The following is a 17,504-nucleotide window of genomic DNA, read 5'->3' on the forward strand; positions in this document are numbered from 1 at the left end:
CGCCCCACGCCGTCAGTCCACCCCGGCCAACTGCTTCGCCCGGGCGAACACGTCGTCCAGCATCCCCGGGGTCAACCGCCCGGTAAAGGTGTTCTGCTGGCTGACGTGGTAACAACCGAGCAGCGCCGGTGCGGTCGTGCCGGACCAGTGTGCCCCATGGCCGAAAGCCGGTCGAGGGCTGGGCGGGCGAACGCCGTACACCTCGCGCAACACCGGCCACCACGCGGCCCAGGCGAACGCGCCGAGCGCGACCACGACGCGCAGGGTGGGCCTGATCAGCGCGACCTCGCGGTGCAGCCACGGCGCGCAGGTGTCCCGCTCCGCCGGGGTGGGCTTGTTGTCCGGCGGAGCGCAGCGCACGGCGGCGAAGATCCGGGTGTCGCGCAGAGCCAGGCCGTCGTCGGCGGCGACGCTGGTCGGCTGGTTGGCCAGGCCCGCGCGGTGCAGCGCGGCGAAGAGCACGTCGCCGGAGCGGTCCCCGGTGAAGATCCGCCCGGTGCGGTTGCCGCCGTGCGCGGCGGGGGCCAGGCCGAGGATCGCGAGCCGGGCGTCGGCCGCGCCGAAGCCGGGCACGGGCCGCCCCCAGTACCGCTGGTCGCGGAACGCCGCCCGCCTCGTCCGGGCGACCTCCTCCCGCCAGTCGACCAGGCGCGGGCAGGCGAAACAGTCGCTGACCGCGCCGTCGAGGTCGGCGAGGTCGGCCGCCCGCGCGGCGCGCGCGACCACCTCGCCCGGGGTACGGGGCTCAGCCAAGCTTCGCCCGGAACTGTTCGAGGGTGCGGGCCCAGGCGGTGGCGGCGGCCCGCTGGTCGAAGCTCTCCGGCCGGTCCTCGTTGAAGAAGGCGTGCGCGGTGCCCGGGTAGTCGTACGTCTGGCAGGTGCCGCCGGCCGTCTCCACGGCCCGGCGGGCGGTCTGCACGCCGTCGGCGGTGGAGGTGCCGTCCGCCTCCGAGCAGTGGATGACGGCATCCTTGCCCGCGTACCCGCTCCACTGTGGGCTCATCCCGTCCCAGGGCAGTCGCGGGTAGAAGGCGGCGGTGGCCACGATCCGCTCGGACCGGGTGGCCGCCCAGAGCGCCAGGCTGGCACCGGCACAGAACCCGACGCAACCGGCCTTGCCGGCGACCTCGGGCCGGCCGGCCAGGTACTCCGCCGCGACGGCGACGTCCGCCGCCGCCTCGTTCATCTGCGCGCTGTTCAGCATGTGCCGGGGCTCACTCGGCCGGCTGGCCGGCTGGCCGTGCCGGAAGTCCGGGGCGAGGGCGACGAAGCCGGCCTCCGCGAACCGGTCCACGACCGACCGGATGTGGGGCACGAGGCCCCACCAGTCCTGGATGACGACGACCGCCGGGCCGGCCGCGCCCGCGGCAGGTATCGCGAGATACCCCTCGCGCGTCCCCCCGTTGCTGGCGTAGCTCACCATCTCGCCCATCGGGTCCTCCTAGCGGTCAGTCAACGCTGGCTGGTCGCAGGGTGTACCTACGTGTCGGTAGCCTGCCACGCCGCGACCGCCGTCGGGAAGACGCCGGAACAGTGGCATTCACCTCCTGTCCCCCCGCCGGTGACACCTGGTATGTCGACGGCTCTCACCCGCTCGTTGCCTCCCGGGTACACCGACGGCGGCGCGGTCCCCCCGCGCCGCCGTCAGCCGCCGGCGCCGGGGCCGTTTCGGGTCCGGAACGGCACGTCGTTCCGGCCCGGTCAGGCCGCCTTCCTCGTCAGGCAGAGCAGGTAGCCGGTGCTGCCCGGCTTGATGTTGTAGAAGAAGTAGCCCTCCTGGCCCGGCTTGAGGAACGGCTCGCAGGCCTTCCCCGTCCGCGCCTGGGCCTCGGTCTGGCCGTTCACCCGACCCACCACCGTGTACGCCGCCTGGCTGGAGGTGCAGGCGACCACCTCGGCGCCGCTGGCGTCCTTGCGCTCGCCCTCGGCCACGTCCGGCAGTTCGGCGAGGCAGTCGCCCGTCTTCGCGTCGGCGGTGCCGTCCTTGTCGAACGCGGTGGCCACGGCGGAGCCGACGCCGAACTTGAGCGCCGCGACCACGCCGACGGCGAGCAGCACGCCGACCACGCCGAGCACCTTGCGGCCGACGGACCGCTTCTTCTCCGGCTCCCCCTCCGGCTGCTTCGGCAGTTCGGCGGCCGGAACGGCGTCGCCCGGCAGCCCGGCCGGGGCCGACGCGGAGTCTCCCGGCAGCCCGGCGGCGGGCGGCCCAGCGGCCGGCGGCCCGGCGGGCTGCCCAGCGGCGGCGGACTCGGCGGCGGCCGGCGGCCCGACGGGCTGCGCGGCGGCGGACTCAGCAGCGGGCTCGGCGGCGGCCGGCGGGTCGGCCTTGGCGGCGGCCGGCGGGTCGGCGGGTCGCGGCGCGTCCTCGGACGGCGGGTTGGGGGGCGATGCGACCTGCTCTGGCACTGAGGTTCCTTCCGAGGGGTGGATGAGCAGACGACACCGTAGCGATCAACATCGAGGGGCGCTGTCCCGTTCGGCTCGTCCGTTCAGCCAATTTCCACCCCCGGTTCCCCCGGGTCACGGACGAGCGCGTCGGGGCGTCCGGCGGCCCGGACACCCCGACGCGTGGCCGGTGGGTGTGAATCAGGAGGTGGGCGTGGGCGATGCGGTCGGCACCGGCACACTGGCACTGGGCAGCGGGTCGATGGTCGCCGCCGGCGACGGGGGCGGCCCGGCCGTCGGCGCGCCGGACGGCGTCGGGCCCTCGGTCGGCACGGCGGGCGACGGGGCCGGCCCCAGGGTCGGCAGGCTGGACGACGGGCGCGGCCCGACCGGCCCGGAACGGAACGGCGCATGCTCCGGGCAGTACGGGTACGCGGGTGCCGCCCCCAACTCGGGCAGCCCTTCGCGCTCGCACTCCGGGTACCCGAGCCGGATCGAGTTGCCCTCCCGGTCGAACAGGCGGACGTTCTCCACCAGCCGCCCCTCGCTGTCGTAGACGAAGACGTCGCGGACGTACGGCACCTGTTCCGAGGTGGGCTGGTAGCCGGACTCGTTCCAGCCGAGCCGGTCGTCCGCGTCCACGAAACCGGCGAACGCGAAGACGGCGAGGCCCACCGTGCCCGCGCGGAGCGCGATCCGGGGCCAGCGGCCCAGCGTGGGGGTGCGCCTGCCCAGCCACACCGACGCGACGACGCAGACACCCAGGAGCAGCAGCGCGGCGAGCGTGCTGCCGCCCAGCCTCGGCAGCAGCCCGAACGGCGCACCCGTGGTGATCATCGTGATCAGCATGGCGGCCAGGTATCCGCGCAGCACCCACCACGCCGGGCGGAGCAGCCGCAGGTATTCGCTCGCCGAGGCGTACCCGAGGACCGGGCCGAGATTGCGGTCGACCACCCGCAGCCGGGCGCGCAGCGAGGCGGCGGCGGCCGTGGCCCGCTGGTCCAGGTTGCGGACGGCGGCCGGACCCCCCGCCCCGGCCGCCGTCCGCAGCTCCGCCGCGTACGCCTCGGGCGTGCCCAGCCGGTCGGCCAGCGGCCCGTCGCCCTCGGCGGCCACCTCGGCCAGGTGCTCGGCCAGGTCCTCGGTCAACTCGTCCCGGACCGGCGGCGGCAGGTCGGCCAGCGCTGCCCGGACCCGCGTCACGTAGTCCGCGATCTCCTGCTCCATGACGGTCATGCCGTCACCCCCCGATCGTCGAGCAGCGTGTCCATGGTGGTGGCGAACGAGCGCCAGATCTTGCCGGAGCGGGTCAACTGGTCCCGGCCGGCCGCGTTCAGCGAGTAGTACTTGCGGTGCGGGCCGGACTCGCTCGGCACGACGTAGGTGGTCAGCAGGCCGGCGGCGAAGAGCCGCCGCAGCGTGCCGTAGACCGACGCGTCGCCGACCTCGTCCAGGCCGGACTCCCGCAGGCGACGCATGATGTCGTAACCGTAGCCGTCCTCCTCCCGGAGCACGGCCAGGACCGCGAGATCCAGCACGCCCTTCAACAGCTGTGTGGTGTCCACGCATTACACACTAGTGCGCAATGCGCAGTAGCGTCAAAGAGACGCGCCGCGCGGGTCAGGTCGCACGCCGCGCCGCGCCGTCCGCGACCCGCAGCAGATCCCGCAGTACGTGCACCAGCGCCCGAACCTGCGCCAGGTCGATCGGCCAGCGCTCCGGGTCGTCGCCGGCGGACAACTCCAGCAGCACACCGGACGGGCGGAGCCGCTTCAGGACCGCAGGGGGAAGTTCACGACACCACCCGCCAAAGCTGGTTCTGGTTGCTGCTGCACACGCCATAGGTGACCTGCTGGCCAGGGCCCTGGGAGGTCAGGCACCCGCTCGTGTTCCGCTTGCGGAGCTGACGCCTCGCCGAGTCGTAGACCCACGCGAAGCCGTTTCCACCGCCGACCGATGACAGCACGCCGACCCCGTCGTAGCCGACGGTGAGCTGCTTGGCCGGTGCGGACTTCACGACCAGGGCATCGCCGGACGACTCGAATTGCCACCTCTGCCCGGGAAGGCTCCGCCAGGCGGTGGTCACCACCTTCGAGCCGTCGCTCGTGCCGGTGGCGCTGAGCACGGTGCCGTCGGAGCTCACGATCACCATGTTGTCGGGATTGAACGGCCCCGAGGGCAACGCCGAGGTGCGCGGCGTGGCCTTGGTCGGTCGCGCGGTGCCCGGATCGCCCTTGTCCCGCGTCGGGCCGGCCGAAGGGCTGCCAGCCGCCAATGGGCCACCGCCGGGCGCGCCGGTCGTACCGGTCGCGTGGGGAACGTCGGAAGGGCGGGCGGCCCCGCTGGCAGGTGGGGCGGAGGCGGCCACGACGGCAGCAGCGGTCGGTGAACTGTCGGCCGAAGGGTCGCGGGGTGTCGTGTCGCCGTCGGCGAGATAGGCCCCGCCCAGTATCACCACGAGCACGCCGATCGCCGCGGCGATAGCCGGTCGACGCCATTTCCGGCGCCGGGTGTCGGTCGGCGGCATGGCACGGGTCGTCAGATCCGGTGGCTTCGTCAGCTGCGCGGCGGCCGGCTCGGGAGCGGTATCCCGTCCGAGAGTGAGGGTGGTCAGCCCGTCCGGCCCGATCGACGCGGTGGCGGTCAGGGTCGGTGCGGTGGCGGTCAGGGTCGGTGCGGGGGTGGTCAGGGTCGGTGCGATGCCGGGCGGCCTGAGCGGGATGGTCAGAGCGGCCCCGATCTGGGGGAGGGTTTCCTCAAGGCCTTCGGGGAGCCAGTCCTGCCCGGCGGGTGCCGCGCTGCGGTCGATGTAGGCGGCGATGACGTCCTGCGGGGTGGGGCGCAGGCGCGGCTCCTTGGCCAGGCACCGGCTGATCAGCTCCCGCAGTCCCGGATCTGTGATGCCGTCGAGAGTGGGTTCGCCCTGGGTGACGCGGTAGACGAGTTCCCCGTCGCTGCCGGCGCGGAAAGGGGCCTTCCCGGTGGCGGCGAAGGCGACGACGGAGCCGAGGGCGAAGATGTCCGTGGCAGGGGTGGATCGCTCGCCGCGCAGCTGTTCCGGTGACATGTAGGACGGGGTGCCCATCCGGACGCCGGTCTGGGTGAGGTCGAGCTCGCCGTCGGCCCGGGAGATGCCGAAGTCGATGACGCGGGGTCCGTCGGCGGCGAGCAGCACGTTGCCGGGCTTGAGGTCACGGTGGACGATGCCGGCGGCGTGGTGGCGTTGAGGGCTTCGGCCACCCCGGCGGCGAGGCGCCACACGCCGTGCAGCGGCAGTGTTCCGTGGCGCGCGACGGCGACGGCGAGATTGGGGCCCGGCACGAAGGCGGTCGCCAGCCACGGGCGGGCGGCTTCGGAGTCGTGGCTGAGCACGGGGGCGGTGAAGACGCCGCCGACCCGTTTGGCGATCGCGGCCTCACGCGCGAATCGGGCACGGAACGAGGGATCAGTCGAGTAGGGATCCTTGACGACCTTCACCGCCATAGCCCGGCCGGCCTGGGTCACTCCAAGGTAGACCCGGCCCATGCCGCCTTCGCCTATCCGGCCGAGCAGCCGGATGTCACCAACCGAGCGGGGATCCTCCGGGTCGAGAGGGAGGAACTCCAGCCCCAGAGCGGGCAGGGTCGGGATGATGTCGCTCACTCGGCACCCCCTCGTCGTCGCAGCGATGCTACAGAGGCGGAAAGGGCTGCGACGCATCAGCGTTGTCTGATCACGATGGCCAGGTGATCGACGCCCCTTCAGCGCGATTCATTCACCACGGTGAACGCTCGACATCGTCACCGTGGACACTGGCGGGGGCGCACTACGCTGCGGCCCACTTCATCGAAAGGAACAACCATGCGCAGGACGCTGCTGCCGCTGGCCGCGCTCGCCCTGGTCCTCGTGGCGGGCGGGTGCAAGATCGAGGTCAACGGCGGCGCCACGCCGGGCCCCGGCGGTACGAACGTGCCGTCGGACTCGCCGGTGGCCGACCCGCCGTTCGGCGACGGCAGCAGCGCGAACGACAACGTCTCGCCGCCCGCGAAGGTCCCCGCGCTGACCTGCGACCAGGTGGCCGAATCGGAGCTGGGCAGCACCAAGGTGCGGTACAACAACTACCCCGACCCGATCCCGCTGACCGAGGGGCGCTGGGCCGGCGAGGACGGCGTGGTTGTCGCCCTGCAACCGCCCTGCGCGATCGGTGACCTGACCGGCGACGGCGCCGCCGACGCGCTGCGCGCGATCATGCTCGACGGCGGCGGGACGGGCAAATTCTGGGGCATCGTGCTCTGGCGCAACGTCAAGGGCGCCCCGGCCTATGTCGGCACGGTCGACCTCGGCGACCGCACCCCGATCGAGAAGGTCACCATCAGTGCCGGCCAGGCGCAGGTGGTCTACCTGACCCGACCCGACGACGCCTCAATGGTCGAGTTGGTGATCGAGCGGACGGCCACCTACCGGCTCATTGGCAACAAGCTGGAGGAGATCGGGTACGTCGACAAGCCGCATTCCTAGTCCGCGCTGACCCGGAGGCTGAGTAGCCGGTACCCGCAACCGTCGCCGCAATACGTCAGCTCTTCGGCAATCCGGGCCTGGGTGGTAACTCGTGGCCGGCAAAGCACGCGATGCTGTTGGCGGTGGCGTGGCCGGTGCTACTGATCGCGACGTTCGCTCCGCTGGCGGTTCGCCGCTACCGGCGACTGCGCCGCTGACTCCTGGTCTCCGGTGGCCTCGACTGCCACCGGAGACCAACACGGCGCGGGAGGACCTGCGGCGGCTCCCGGCCAACAGATAGTTGATCGGTGCGTGCCCTTCCGGGGCATTCGCGGGAGCTGCGGGATAGCTGAGGTCCGGCGAGACCGAGGCCCCTCCCGCATGCCGTACACCACGAACAGGAGCGCCATTTTCGGCGCCAAGCCGGGGCCGCGACTGACCGCACGGGAGATCTTGGAAGGAAACGGCCCCTTCAGGGGCCGTTTCCTTCCAAGATCTCCGGCCATCCTAAGACGTGGAACGGAGTTCCCGGATGGTGGAGTTAGTTCGGGTGGGATCCGCAGGGTTGGGGCGGGGCCAGTGCGGCGGGACGGGGCTTCCCGTGGGACGGGAGCGGCGGCGGGACGGGGTGGCCGATTACGCGGTGACGACCGCGCCGGAGACATCCGCGCACCGGCTTGTTCAGCCACTGCAACCCAGCGAACATGACGAACAGGGACCGCCGGGCAATCGCGTCCCCACGCCGGTCGAGCTGGTAGCCGTCCGCCCAGATCCACCCCTCGTAGACTGACAAATACGCCCCCGCATCCGGTCGGGGACCTGTCCTTCGGCCCCTATGGAGCTGCCCCGCCCACGCGCCCACTGCGTCGATAGCACAAACGGGGCAGCTCCACAGTGCCCAACGGGAGGTAGGCCGCCCGGCAGGGGCCGCCCGGCAGGGGCCGATGATGTCGGCAGCGCGGGCATCCCGTTGGGGCCTGTCAAGCCGAAAAGGCCCTGGACCCTGACCCGATCGAAACCGTGCTCGAACACGGGTGCAGTGGCATCGGGCGCGCGGGGAGGCCACTCGATCCCAGATCGAGCATGATCTTGGGCGACAGGCCGACCGATCACACTGGCGACGGGCCGACCGATCGCGTCGGCAACGGGCCGACCGATCACGCCGGCGACGGGCAGGTCGATCGCGCCGGCGACGGCCGGACGCCGGGCCGGAGAAGCGGCGATGCCGGGGGTCGGCTAGCCGGCGGCGGGCAGCAGGCTCCAGGCGATGCCGTCGAGGATGTCGTGCTCCGAGGCGACCACCGAGGACATCCCGGCGCGCTCCATGATCACCCGGAGGACCAGGGCACCCGCGCCGATCACATCGGCCCGGCCCGGGTGCATGACCGGGGTGGCGAGCCGCTGCTCGCGGGTCTTGCCGAGCAGGTCGGCGGTCACCCGGGCCACTTCGTCGTACGAGACCCGGGCGTGGTGGATGCGCTCCGGGTCGTACTCGGTCAGGCCCTCGGCGAGGGCCACGACGGTGGTGACCGAGCCGGCGAGCCCGACCAGGGTGGCGGCCTGCCGCCCCGGCACCGCCTCCAACGCGCGATCCACGGCGGCCGTGATGTCGGCCTGCGCGGCGGCGATCTCGTCCGGACCCGGCGGGTCGCCGTGCAGGTGCCGCTCGGTCATCCGGACGCAGCCGATGTCCACCGAGATCGCCGCCTCGACGCCGCCGGAGCGGGTGCCGACCACGAACTCGGTGGACCCGCCGCCGATGTCGACGACCAGGTACGGCGGCCGGGCGTCGGCGGGCAGGCCGCGCACCGCGCCGGTGAAGGAGAGGCGGGCCTCCTCGTCGCCGGTGACCACCTCGGGGGCCACGCCGAGGGTCCGCTCCACCATGGCCCGGAAGTCCCCGGCGTTGGAGGCGTCCCGGGACGCCGAGGTGGCGCACATCCGGACCCGCTCCGCGCCCAGCTTCTCGATCTCGGCGGCATAGGAGGCCAGCGCGACCCGGGTCCGCTCGATCGCCTCCGGGGCCAGCTGGCCGGTCCGGTCGACGCCCTGGCCGAGCCGGACGATCTCCATCCGGCGGGACAGGTCGACCAGCGGTGCCTCCGGCCCGGCGGAGGCGTCGGGCAGGTCGGCGACCAGCAGTCGGATCGAGTTGGTCCCGCAGTCGATGGAGGCCACGCGCGTCGTCACGGCAGCAACCCTACGGCAGCCGTCCCACCCCGGCCGGCTCAGCCGCCCGCCCCGCCGGACGGACGCTCGATGATCGACGGCGACGCGCGAGGCGGAACAGGTCCGGCAGCCACAGGGCGACGCCGACGAGCAGCAGCGCCGACAGCAGCGGCAACCGCCACCACCAGCGCACCGTGGCCGGGGGCGGATCCGGCGGGTCGGCCACCCACGGGCGGGCGGTCTTCGACCAGGCGAGGAACGCATCGCCGATCGGCAGGACGCCGAGGGCGTACCGGCGGGTCCACGGGGTGTCGGCGGGCAGGCCCACCAGGTCGCCGTAGTTGGCCAGCGCCCCGGCGAGCGCGGCGTCGCCCTGGGACTGGGCCGCGCCGAGGGTGACCACGGTGGCCGACAGGCTCACCCCGAGCAGCAGCGGCCCGGAGTCCACGTCGCCCGGCCCGTCCATGCCGTGCGGGTACTCGCGCACGGCCGGGCCGAGCCCGAGCGGCGTGGCCACGAACCGCTCCCGGAAGCGCAGGTACTGCTCCCGGGCGAACGCCGGATCGACGTCGACCAGGAAGCGCTGGATGATGCTCTGCGACGTCGCCCGGGCCACCTCGGCCGGGGCACCGGAGGTCAACTCCACCCGGTGCGGCAGCAGCCCGGTCCCCGGGTCGAGGCGCTGTCGCACCCCGTCCAGCCAGCGCGTCACGGTGCCGGCGAAGCGAGGCGGGAGCAGCGCGTCGTGCAGCCGCAGCGAGGCGATCGCCACCGTCGAGTCCACCGGCCACGCCTGCCCCGGGTACGCGGCCAGGTACGGCGAGGCGGACCCGTCGAACGCCGCCCCGACGGCCGCCGACGCCTCGGCGAACCGGGCCACCTCGGCCGGGTCGCGCCGGTCCGCCGGTTGCAGGGCGAGCACGCCGCCGCGCAGCCAGTTCGTCCAGCCCTGATAGAAGACCCCGTACGCCGGGGTCAACTCGGGGCTGAACGGTTCCCGCCCGGACGGGGATTCCAATCGGGCCAGCGCCCACCGGGCCTCACGCAGCGCCGTCTCCCGCCCCACCTCCGGGGACCGCAGGCCCTGCTCCACGCGGGCCAGCCCGTACAAAGCATGGGCGAAGAACCAGCCCTCCGGGAACATCGCCTGCGCGTCGGTGCCCGCGCCGTCGTCCAGCGCCGACCGGAGGAACGTCAACTGCCGGGCCACCCCCGGTGGCTGCTCGTCCGGGCCGGCGGTCGCGGGCATGAGCAGGCGCACCGCACCGAGCAGTGCGACGGCGCTCAGCAGCGCCGCGAGCACTCGGAACGTCGGACGCGGGATCGCCATCCGGACAGCATGCCCCGAAACCGCCCACCCGCGCCAAAGCTTCGTCGGGCCGTCGACGGCAATGTTCCACGTGGTCGGGGAACCGGCCACGCGCCAGGCCCGCTCGTCGTCCGCGCTGCGCGGCCGCGACCCGAGATCCCGGTCGCCGCTCCAGCTGGCCTCCCGCGGGGCAGCGGCGTCCCAGCTCTCGTTGACGATTTTCCGCAGCAGCGAGCACCGGTCGGCGCCGGTGCCCACCAGCACCGGCCCGTGCACGTCGATCGTCTTGACGTGCCAGTACCTGCCGGTCTCGACGGGTGCCTGCTCCGCCCTGCTGGCCGCGGCCAGCAGAATGTCGCGGGCCGTCAGCGACTTCGCGTCGCCGGAGCTGTCAACCGCTCCCGGCTGCCCGCCGGCCAGCGGCGGGACGCCCGCCGGCATGCGCTGCGGCGACGCGCCGATCGACACCGCCAGCACCCCCGCCGCGGCGACCCCGGCCAGCCCGGTGCCGAGCAACGACCAGCGCAACGCCGGTCGCGCCGCCCTGGCCCGGACGGCCCCGGCACGGCCCGCCGACTCCCCTGCCGCGGCGGCCGTGACGATCCCGTGACGCCGGTCAGAGGCGCAGCAGCATCCGGGTGTTGCCGAGGGTGTTGGGCTTGACCCGCTCCAGGTTCAGGAACTCCGCGACGCCCTCGTCGTACGAGCGCAGCAGCTGCTCGTAGACCGGCTGCGGCACCGGCGCGCCGTCGATCTCGGCGAAGCCGAACGAAGCGAAGAACCGGGTCTCGAAGGTGAGCACGAAGATCCGGGCCACCCCGATCTCCCGGGCCGCGTCGATCAGCTCGCCGACGATCCGGTGGCCGAGCCGCCGGCCCCGGTACGCCGGGTCCACGGCGACCGTGCGGATCTCGGCCAGGTCCTCCCACATCACGTGTAGCGCACCGCAGCCGACCACCGCGCCGTCGCCGTCGGCCACCACCCGGAACTCCTGCACGTCCTCGTACAGGGTGACGGTGGCCTTGCTGAGCAGCCGCCGGCCGTCGGTGTAGGTGTCCACCAGCCGCCGGATGCCCCGCACGTCGGAGGTGCGGGCGCGGCGCACCACGAGTTCGTCGGACGCCGGCATGGTCACTCGTCCGCCGGCACGTCCACGCAGGGGCCGGCGGCCCACCACTTCTCCACCAGCGCCAACGTCTCGTCGCCGAGCGGGTTGACCCCCGGGCCCGCGCCGAGGGCGTGGCCGAGGTGCACGTGCAGGCACTTCACCCGGCCGGGCATACCACCGGCCGAGATGCCGGCGATCTCCGGCACCTCGCCGATCGCGGCCCGGCGGGCCAGGTAGTCCTCGTGCGCCGCCCGGTACCGGGCGGCCAGCTCCGGGTCGGTGGCCAGCCGCTCGGCCATCTCCTTCATCAGCCCGGCCGACTCCAGCCGGCTGCACGCGGAGGTCGCCCGGGGGCAGGTCAGGTAGAACAGCGTCGGGAAGGGCGTCCCGTCCGTCAGGCGCGGGGTCGTCTCCACCACGTCGGGCAGGCCGCAGGGGCAGCGGTGGGCCACCGCCCGGGTGCCGCGCGGGGTGCGTCCGAGCTGGGCGGCCACCGCGGCCAGGTCGCGCTCGGTGGCCGGTTCCCGCTCCGGCGGGGGTACGGAGTCCGCCGCCGGGTGCTGCGGGGGTACGACAGTCACGGTGCCCATCTTTCGTCGGTGCTCTGGTGGTGCTGCGCTCACTGGCCGGGGCGGTCGGCGTTCGCGGCCCGCACGCTCGACCACAGGGTGTCGTACCAGGGGTCGGGGGTCTGCGGGCGGGCGGGGGCCTTCCCGCCGCTCGCGTCCCGGGCCGCGCCGGCCGGGTCGTTGAGCACGATGACCGGGACCTCGCCGGGGTAGACCATGTAGAACCGCTCCCGGGCCTGGATGCGGATGTACTCGTTGTCCTGCCACTTGGCCGCCTCGACGGAGCGCTCGGCGATCAACTGCCGCTGGGCGGCCTGGGACGCCTCTATCCGCTCGATGTCCGCCTGCTGGTCCAGGTAGACCCGGACCGGGTAGGTGTAGGCGAGGGCGAGCGCGATCAGCACCGCGAAGAGCACGGTGGCCCGCCCGGTGAAGCGCCGGGGGTGGGGCGCGGAGAGCCGCTTCACGCTGCCGCCGGCCGCCGTGCGCCGGGCTGCGGCGGGACGGTTCGCGGAGCGAACCTGGTCGGCGGCGCGGGCCGAGCCGGGCGACCGGCCGGCGGTGCGCGCCTCCGCGCGGACGCCGTCGCGGACCGACGCCCGGGCGCGGGCCCCGCCCGGTCGGCCGGTGCTACCCGGCCGGCGGGCGGGACGCTGACCACCCGGTGTGCGGCGCTGCTGCATCGTCACACCCCTCCCCCGAGGCTAACTGGGCGTTCTCAGGCGGAACGGTAACGCGGGAACGCGCCCGCCCCGGCGTACCGCGCCGCGTCGGACAGCTCCTCCTCGATCCGCAGGAGCTGGTTGTACTTGGCCACCCGGTCGGAGCGGGCCGGGGCACCGGTCTTGATCTGGCCGCAGCCGGTGGCCACCGCCAGGTCGGCGATGGTGGTGTCCTCGGTCTCGCCGGAACGGTGGCTCATCATGCACTTGAAGCCGGCCCGGTGGGCCAGCTCGACCGCGTCGAGGGTCTCGGTGAGCGAGCCGATCTGGTTCACCTTCACCAGCACGGCGTTGGCGGACTTCTCGGCGATGCCCCGGGCGATTCGCTGCGGGTTGGTGACGAACAGGTCGTCGCCGACGATCTGGATCCGGTCACCGACGGCGGCGGTCAGGGTGGCCCAGCCGCTCCAGTCGTCCTCGGACAGCGGGTCCTCGATGGAGACGATCGGGTAGTCGCCGACGAGCTTGGTGTAGTAGTTGCTCATCTCCTCGGCGGACTTGGCCGCGCCCTCGAAGGTGTACGTGCCGTTGTCGAAGAACTCGGTGGCGGCCACGTCGAGGGCGAAGACGATGTCGGCGCCGAGCCGGTAACCGGCCTTCTCGACCGCCTCGGCGATCAGGTCCAGCGCGGCGGCGTTGGTGGGCAGGTTCGGGGCGAAGCCGCCCTCGTCGCCGAGCCCGGTGGAGAGCCCCTTCTTCTTCAGCACGGCCTTCAGCGCGTGGTAGACCTCCGCGCCGGAGCGCACCGCCTCGCGGAAGCTGGGCGCGCCGATCGGCGCGATCATGAACTCCTGGATGTCGACGTTGGAGTCGGCGTGCGCCCCACCGTTGAGGATGTTCATCATCGGCACCGGGAGCAGGTGCGCGTTCGGGCCGCCCAGGTAGCGGAAGAGGCTCAGCTCGGCGCTGCCGGCCGCCGCCTTGGCCACGGCCAGGGAGACGCCCAGGATGGCGTTGGCGCCCAGCTCGCCCTTGTTCTCGGTGCCGTCGATGTCCAGCATCTTCTGGTCGATCAGCCGCTGCTCGCTGGCCTCGTACCCGATGAGCTGATCGACGATCTTGTCCTCGATGTTCGAGACCGCCTTCTCGACGCCCTTGCCCTGGTAGCGGTCGGCGTCACCGTCGCGCAGCTCGATCGCCTCGAAGGCGCCGGTGGAGGCGCCGGACGGCACCGCGGCGCGGGCGATCGTGCCGTCGTCGAGCCCGACCTCGACCTCGACCGTCGGGTTGCCCCGCGAGTCGAGAATCTCCCGGGCGACGATTCCCTCGATGGTTGCCACTGAGTCGCTCCTCGTATGTGTGGTTCCGGTCCGGTATGGGCCGCGACGGTGCGGCTGGGGCAGGTGTTGAACGCAGCGTATCGGGCGGCGGCTCGGCGCACCGCGTCGCCCGGCGCACCGGCCCCGGGGGTGGACGTCGGACATTCCCGGATTCTCGGCCCTCAACCCGGCAACCGGTTTGCGCGACGTGGACCGATCGACAAGGCTGGTCGCCATGCCCGCCGTCTCGACCACGCTCCGCGCGCTCGCCCTGTCAGCCATCGCGTCACTCTCCGTGACCGGCTGTCAGGCCCTGGACGACGCCGGCCGGGCGTTCGGGCGATCGGACCTGGTCAACGACATCGCCGCCCGGCTGGACCGGGCTCTGGAGCTGACCTACGCGGCCGACTACCAGATCTCCGGCGGCCAGGCCGCCTCCATCGCCCAGACCCAGGACCCGGCCCGCTCGGTGTACGCCTGGCCGGGCGGGAGGCTGACCGTCGCCGCCGAGGCCACCACCCGGTGCGAGACCGGCACCGGCCGGACCGTGTGCACCCTGCTCGCCCCGCCCGTGACCACCGCGAAGCCCTCGGTGGCCCTGTTCACCGAGGCCGAGCAGCGCGGCCTGGTCACCCCGCCGGTGGTGGTGGGGCTGCTCGCCGAGGCCGCGCTCGACCCGGAGGCGGTCGTCGCCCAGAGCGGCACCACCCTCGCCGGGCACCAGGCGACCTGCGTCAACGTGCAGCGGTCGGCCGGCGACTTCACCGCCTGCGTGACCACGGAGGGCGTGCTCGGCAGCTTCACCGGCGAGCTCGACGGCCGGCCGGCGGAGCTGGCCCTGACCCGCTACAGCGACACGGTCGACGGGGCGAGCTTCGAACTGCCGGCCGGGGCCGTCGTCGTCGACCGCCGCTCCGCCGGCTCGTGACCACCCCGCCGACGCCCCGCCGGGATGGGTTCGTGCCGGGGGCCGACCGGGCCGGGCCGCCGCAGCCCGGGGACCTCGCCCTGGCGGTCGCCGGACGGAAGCTGCTGACCGGCCCCGGCGGCCGGTTCCCCCGGGTGGCCGAGCTGCCCGCCGACAGCGCCTGGGTGCCGCTGGGCACCCTCGACGAGGTGCCCGCCTGGGGCGTCGAACTGGCCGACGAGCAGGCCTTCCCGGGCCGCTGGCACAGCTGGCGGACGCTGGCCGCCGAGCTGCCCGCCCCCCTGGCCGACCTGGCCGGCCGGGCGCTGGCCGTGCTCACCTGGCGGCGCACCCACCGGTGGTGCGGGGCGTGCCGGGCCGAACTGGCCGACGTGCCGGGCGAGCAGTCCCGGCGGTGCCCCGACTGCGACCTGTACGTTCCGATGCAGCTCTCCGCCGCCGTGCTGGTGGCGATCACCCGGCCCGGGCCGGCCGGCAGCCCCGACGAGCTGCTGCTGGTGCGGCACGCGGACGGGCCGCCGGAGCTGTGGGCGCTGGTCGCCGGGTACGTGGAAGCCGGCGAGTCGCTGGAGGCGGCGGCCCGCCGGGAGGTCGGCGAGGAGGTCGGGCTGACCCTCGGCGCGATCTCCTACTTCGGCAGCCAGCCCTGGGCGGTGTCCGGGCCGGGGGTACTGCTGGCCGGCTTCACCGCCGCCGCCGACCCGGCCGCCGAGCCGGTCGTCGACGGGAAGGAGCTGGTGGAGGCCCGCTGGTTCCCGCTCGACGCGCTGCCGGCTGAGCTGCCCTCGGCGTACTCGATCTCCCGGTGGCTGGTCGACCACGTCGCCGCCCGCCCGGCGGGCTGACCGACCGCGGGGGGGGTCCTCCGGCACTGACGGCCGGGCCCGGCGGTGGCCCCCGGCGGGCATCGGGGTACCCGAATGATAGGGGTCACCTCACGGCGGTGTTCCCGGCATCATCGGTGCCCCGGGGGCAACAGCCCGGTCAACGGGCCGTCGGCGTCGGCGTCGGCCGGAACCTCCCCGGACCTCTCCCACGACGCGCACCCCTCCCACGAAAGGACCACCGTGTCCACTCGTCGTCAACTGCTGCGCCTCGGTGCGGCATCGGGCATCGTCGGCGCAACCGGTGGCCTGGTGAGCCTCGCCGGACGTGTCGGCGCGGCTCCCGCCACCGCGGCCCCCGCCACGTCGGCGGCCCCGGCCGTGACCCCGTTCACCGTTCCGCTCACCGTGCCGCAGACCCTGCGGCCGGTGCTGCGGACCGCCACCACCGACTACTACTCGGTCACCATGCACCGCCGGCGGTTGGAGATCCTGCCGGGCTCCCGCACGGAGGTGTACACGTACAACGGCGACCTGCCCGGCCCGACGATCCGTGCCACGTCGGGCCGGCGGGTGGTGGTGCGGCAGCGCAACCGGCTGAACATGCCGACCGCGGTGCACCTGCACGGCGGCGCCACCGCGCCCGGTGACGACGGCTCGGGTGACGCCACGATCCCGCCCGGCGGGGAGCGGACCTACACCTACCCCAACCGGCAGCCGCACGCCACGCTGTGGATGCACGACCACACCCACCACATGGAGGCCGAACACCTCTACCGCGGCCTGTCCAGCCTCTACCTGCTCAGCGACCGCACCGAGGCGGCGCTTCCGCTGCCCCGCGGCGCGTTCGACGTCCCGCTGGTGCTGCGCGACGCGCACCTGGACGCCGACGCCCAGCTCGTCTGGACGATGGACGACGCCGACAACCGGACCACCCTCCTGGTCAACGGTCGGCCCTGGCCGCGTTTCCAGGTGCAGGCCCGCCGCTACCGCTTCCGCCTGGTCAACTCCAGCAACCTGCGGTTCTTCCTGCTGCGGCTCGCGGACGGCGGGGAGATGACCGTGATCGGCTCCGACGGTGGCCTGCTGGAGGCGCCGGTCACCACGCCGTACCTGCTGCTGTCGCCGGGCGAACGGCTGGAAGTGGTGGTCGACTTCGCGCGCTACCAGCCGGGCACGTCGGTGGTGTTGCAGAACCTGATGGGGCCCGGCCCGGCCGAGCAGGTCGGCCAGGTGATGCGCTTCGACGTCGTACGCGCCACGGCGCCGGACCGCAGCTCGGTGCCGCAGCGGCTGCGCACCCTGCCGCCACTGCCCACGCCAACCGTGCGGCGCAACATCGAGCTGCGGATGGACGAGCCCGGCACCGGGCACCAGGCGTACATCGACGGGAAGGTCTTCGACCCGGCCCGGATCGACACCACCGTCGCCTGGGGCAGCACTGAGGAGTGGACGGTGACGAATGCCAACGCCCTCATGCCGCACAACTTCCACATGCACCTGGTGCAGTTCCGGGTGCTCGACCGGGGCAACGCCCCGGCCGATCCCACCGAGGCCGGCCTGAAGGACACCGTGCTCCTCTGGCCCGGTCAGACCGTACGGCTCCAGGCCACGTTCGACACCTGGCGCGGCGTCTACCCGTACCACTGCCACATGGTCGACCACAGCGCGATGGGGATGATGGCCCAGCTCAGAATCGTCTGATCCGGCCGGTGTGGGTTCCCCTGCCGACGTCGGTCGTCGGCAGGGGAA

General features: G+C 73.6%; 17 protein-coding genes and 1 pseudogene. 4 read left to right on the forward strand and 14 right to left on the reverse strand.

The features are described 5' to 3' along the window. Window positions 1-12: 12 nt before the first annotated feature. From OG559_RS07245 to OG559_RS07280, 8 genes and pseudogenes are all read right to left on the reverse strand, one after another. Window positions 13-726 carry a uracil-DNA glycosylase gene (locus OG559_RS07245; RefSeq protein ID WP_405116448.1) on the reverse strand — a complete coding sequence of 238 codons (714 nt, stop codon included), beginning with the start codon at window positions 724-726 and terminating at the stop codon, window positions 13-15. Between the two features lie 19 nt (window positions 727-745). Further along, window positions 746-1,432, reverse strand: coding sequence for a dienelactone hydrolase family protein (locus OG559_RS07250; RefSeq protein WP_405113668.1), 687 nt, complete (start codon window positions 1,430-1,432; stop codon window positions 746-748). 269 nt (window positions 1,433-1,701) lie between these two features. Next, window positions 1,702-2,409: a hypothetical protein gene (locus tag OG559_RS07255; protein ID WP_405113670.1), complete on the reverse strand. Its 708-nt coding sequence runs from the start codon at window positions 2,407-2,409 to the stop codon at window positions 1,702-1,704. Window positions 2,410-2,589: 180 nt separating this feature from the next. After that, window positions 2,590-3,624, reverse strand: a complete 1,035-nt coding sequence (locus OG559_RS07260; protein ID WP_405113672.1) for an HAAS signaling domain-containing protein — start codon at window positions 3,622-3,624, stop codon at window positions 2,590-2,592. Further along, window positions 3,621-3,953 (reverse strand): PadR family transcriptional regulator, encoded by a 333-nt coding sequence (locus tag OG559_RS07265; protein ID WP_405113674.1) that lies wholly within the window; start codon window positions 3,951-3,953, stop codon window positions 3,621-3,623. Before OG559_RS07265 ends, OG559_RS07260 begins: the two co-directional genes overlap by 4 nt. A gap of 55 nt (window positions 3,954-4,008) precedes the next feature. Continuing rightward, complete coding sequence (locus tag OG559_RS07270) at window positions 4,009-4,140, reverse strand: hypothetical protein (RefSeq protein ID WP_268926256.1); 132 nt, start codon at window positions 4,138-4,140, stop codon at window positions 4,009-4,011. 40 nt (window positions 4,141-4,180) lie between these two features. Next, entirely contained in the window at window positions 4,181-4,915 is a 735-nt protein-coding gene (locus OG559_RS07275; protein WP_405116450.1) for a hypothetical protein, read from the reverse strand. A gap of 303 nt (window positions 4,916-5,218) precedes the next feature. Next, a pseudogene (locus OG559_RS07280) lies at window positions 5,219-5,764 on the reverse strand (serine/threonine-protein kinase); the annotation flags it as partial. Window positions 5,765-6,228: 464 nt separating this feature from the next. Between OG559_RS07280 and OG559_RS07285 the strand changes: the two are divergent. After that, window positions 6,229-6,885 carry a hypothetical protein gene (locus OG559_RS07285; protein ID WP_405113676.1) on the forward strand — a complete coding sequence of 219 codons (657 nt, stop codon included), beginning with the start codon at window positions 6,229-6,231 and terminating at the stop codon, window positions 6,883-6,885. A 1,215-nt stretch (window positions 6,886-8,100) separates the two neighbouring features. On the opposite strand, the gene OG559_RS07290 is transcribed toward OG559_RS07285, so the two are convergent. From OG559_RS07290 to eno, 6 genes are all read right to left on the reverse strand, one after another. Continuing rightward, window positions 8,101-9,042: an exopolyphosphatase gene (locus OG559_RS07290; RefSeq protein WP_405116452.1), complete on the reverse strand. Its 942-nt coding sequence runs from the start codon at window positions 9,040-9,042 to the stop codon at window positions 8,101-8,103. A gap of 22 nt (window positions 9,043-9,064) precedes the next feature. Then, window positions 9,065-10,870 carry a hypothetical protein gene (locus OG559_RS07295; RefSeq protein ID WP_405113678.1) on the reverse strand — a complete coding sequence of 602 codons (1,806 nt, stop codon included), beginning with the start codon at window positions 10,868-10,870 and terminating at the stop codon, window positions 9,065-9,067. A gap of 88 nt (window positions 10,871-10,958) precedes the next feature. Further along, a complete protein-coding gene (locus tag OG559_RS07300; protein ID WP_405113680.1) occupies window positions 10,959-11,471 on the reverse strand; it encodes an amino-acid N-acetyltransferase in 513 nt (170 codons plus the stop codon). Between the two features lie 2 nt (window positions 11,472-11,473). Next, window positions 11,474-12,031, reverse strand: a complete 558-nt coding sequence (locus OG559_RS07305) for a DUF501 domain-containing protein (RefSeq protein ID WP_396669392.1) — start codon at window positions 12,029-12,031, stop codon at window positions 11,474-11,476. A gap of 38 nt (window positions 12,032-12,069) precedes the next feature. Then, window positions 12,070-12,702: a septum formation initiator family protein gene (locus OG559_RS07310; RefSeq protein ID WP_405116454.1), complete on the reverse strand. Its 633-nt coding sequence runs from the start codon at window positions 12,700-12,702 to the stop codon at window positions 12,070-12,072. A gap of 35 nt (window positions 12,703-12,737) precedes the next feature. Beyond that, a complete protein-coding gene (gene eno / locus OG559_RS07315; protein ID WP_405113682.1) occupies window positions 12,738-14,021 on the reverse strand; it encodes a phosphopyruvate hydratase in 1,284 nt (427 codons plus the stop codon). A 214-nt stretch (window positions 14,022-14,235) separates the two neighbouring features. Between eno and OG559_RS07320 the strand changes: the two genes are divergently transcribed. The 3 genes from OG559_RS07320 to OG559_RS07330 all read left to right on the forward strand — a co-directional run bounded on the left by OG559_RS07320 (window position 14,236) and on the right by OG559_RS07330 (window position 17,456). Then, window positions 14,236-14,928, forward strand: a complete 693-nt coding sequence (locus tag OG559_RS07320; protein ID WP_405113684.1) for a hypothetical protein — start codon at window positions 14,236-14,238, stop codon at window positions 14,926-14,928. 32 nt (window positions 14,929-14,960) lie between these two features. Further along, window positions 14,961-15,773 carry an NAD(+) diphosphatase gene (locus OG559_RS07325; protein WP_405113686.1) on the forward strand — a complete coding sequence of 271 codons (813 nt, stop codon included), beginning with the start codon at window positions 14,961-14,963 and terminating at the stop codon, window positions 15,771-15,773. Between the two features lie 222 nt (window positions 15,774-15,995). Continuing rightward, the gene (locus OG559_RS07330) at window positions 15,996-17,456 is read left to right on the forward strand and encodes a multicopper oxidase family protein (RefSeq protein WP_396669388.1); all 1,461 of its coding nucleotides are present in this window, start codon (window positions 15,996-15,998) and stop codon (window positions 17,454-17,456) included. Window positions 17,457-17,504 lie beyond the last annotated feature (48 nt).

Source organism: Micromonospora sp. NBC_01405 (assembly GCF_045040155.1).
Lineage (GTDB): Bacteria > Actinomycetota > Actinomycetes > Mycobacteriales > Micromonosporaceae > Micromonospora.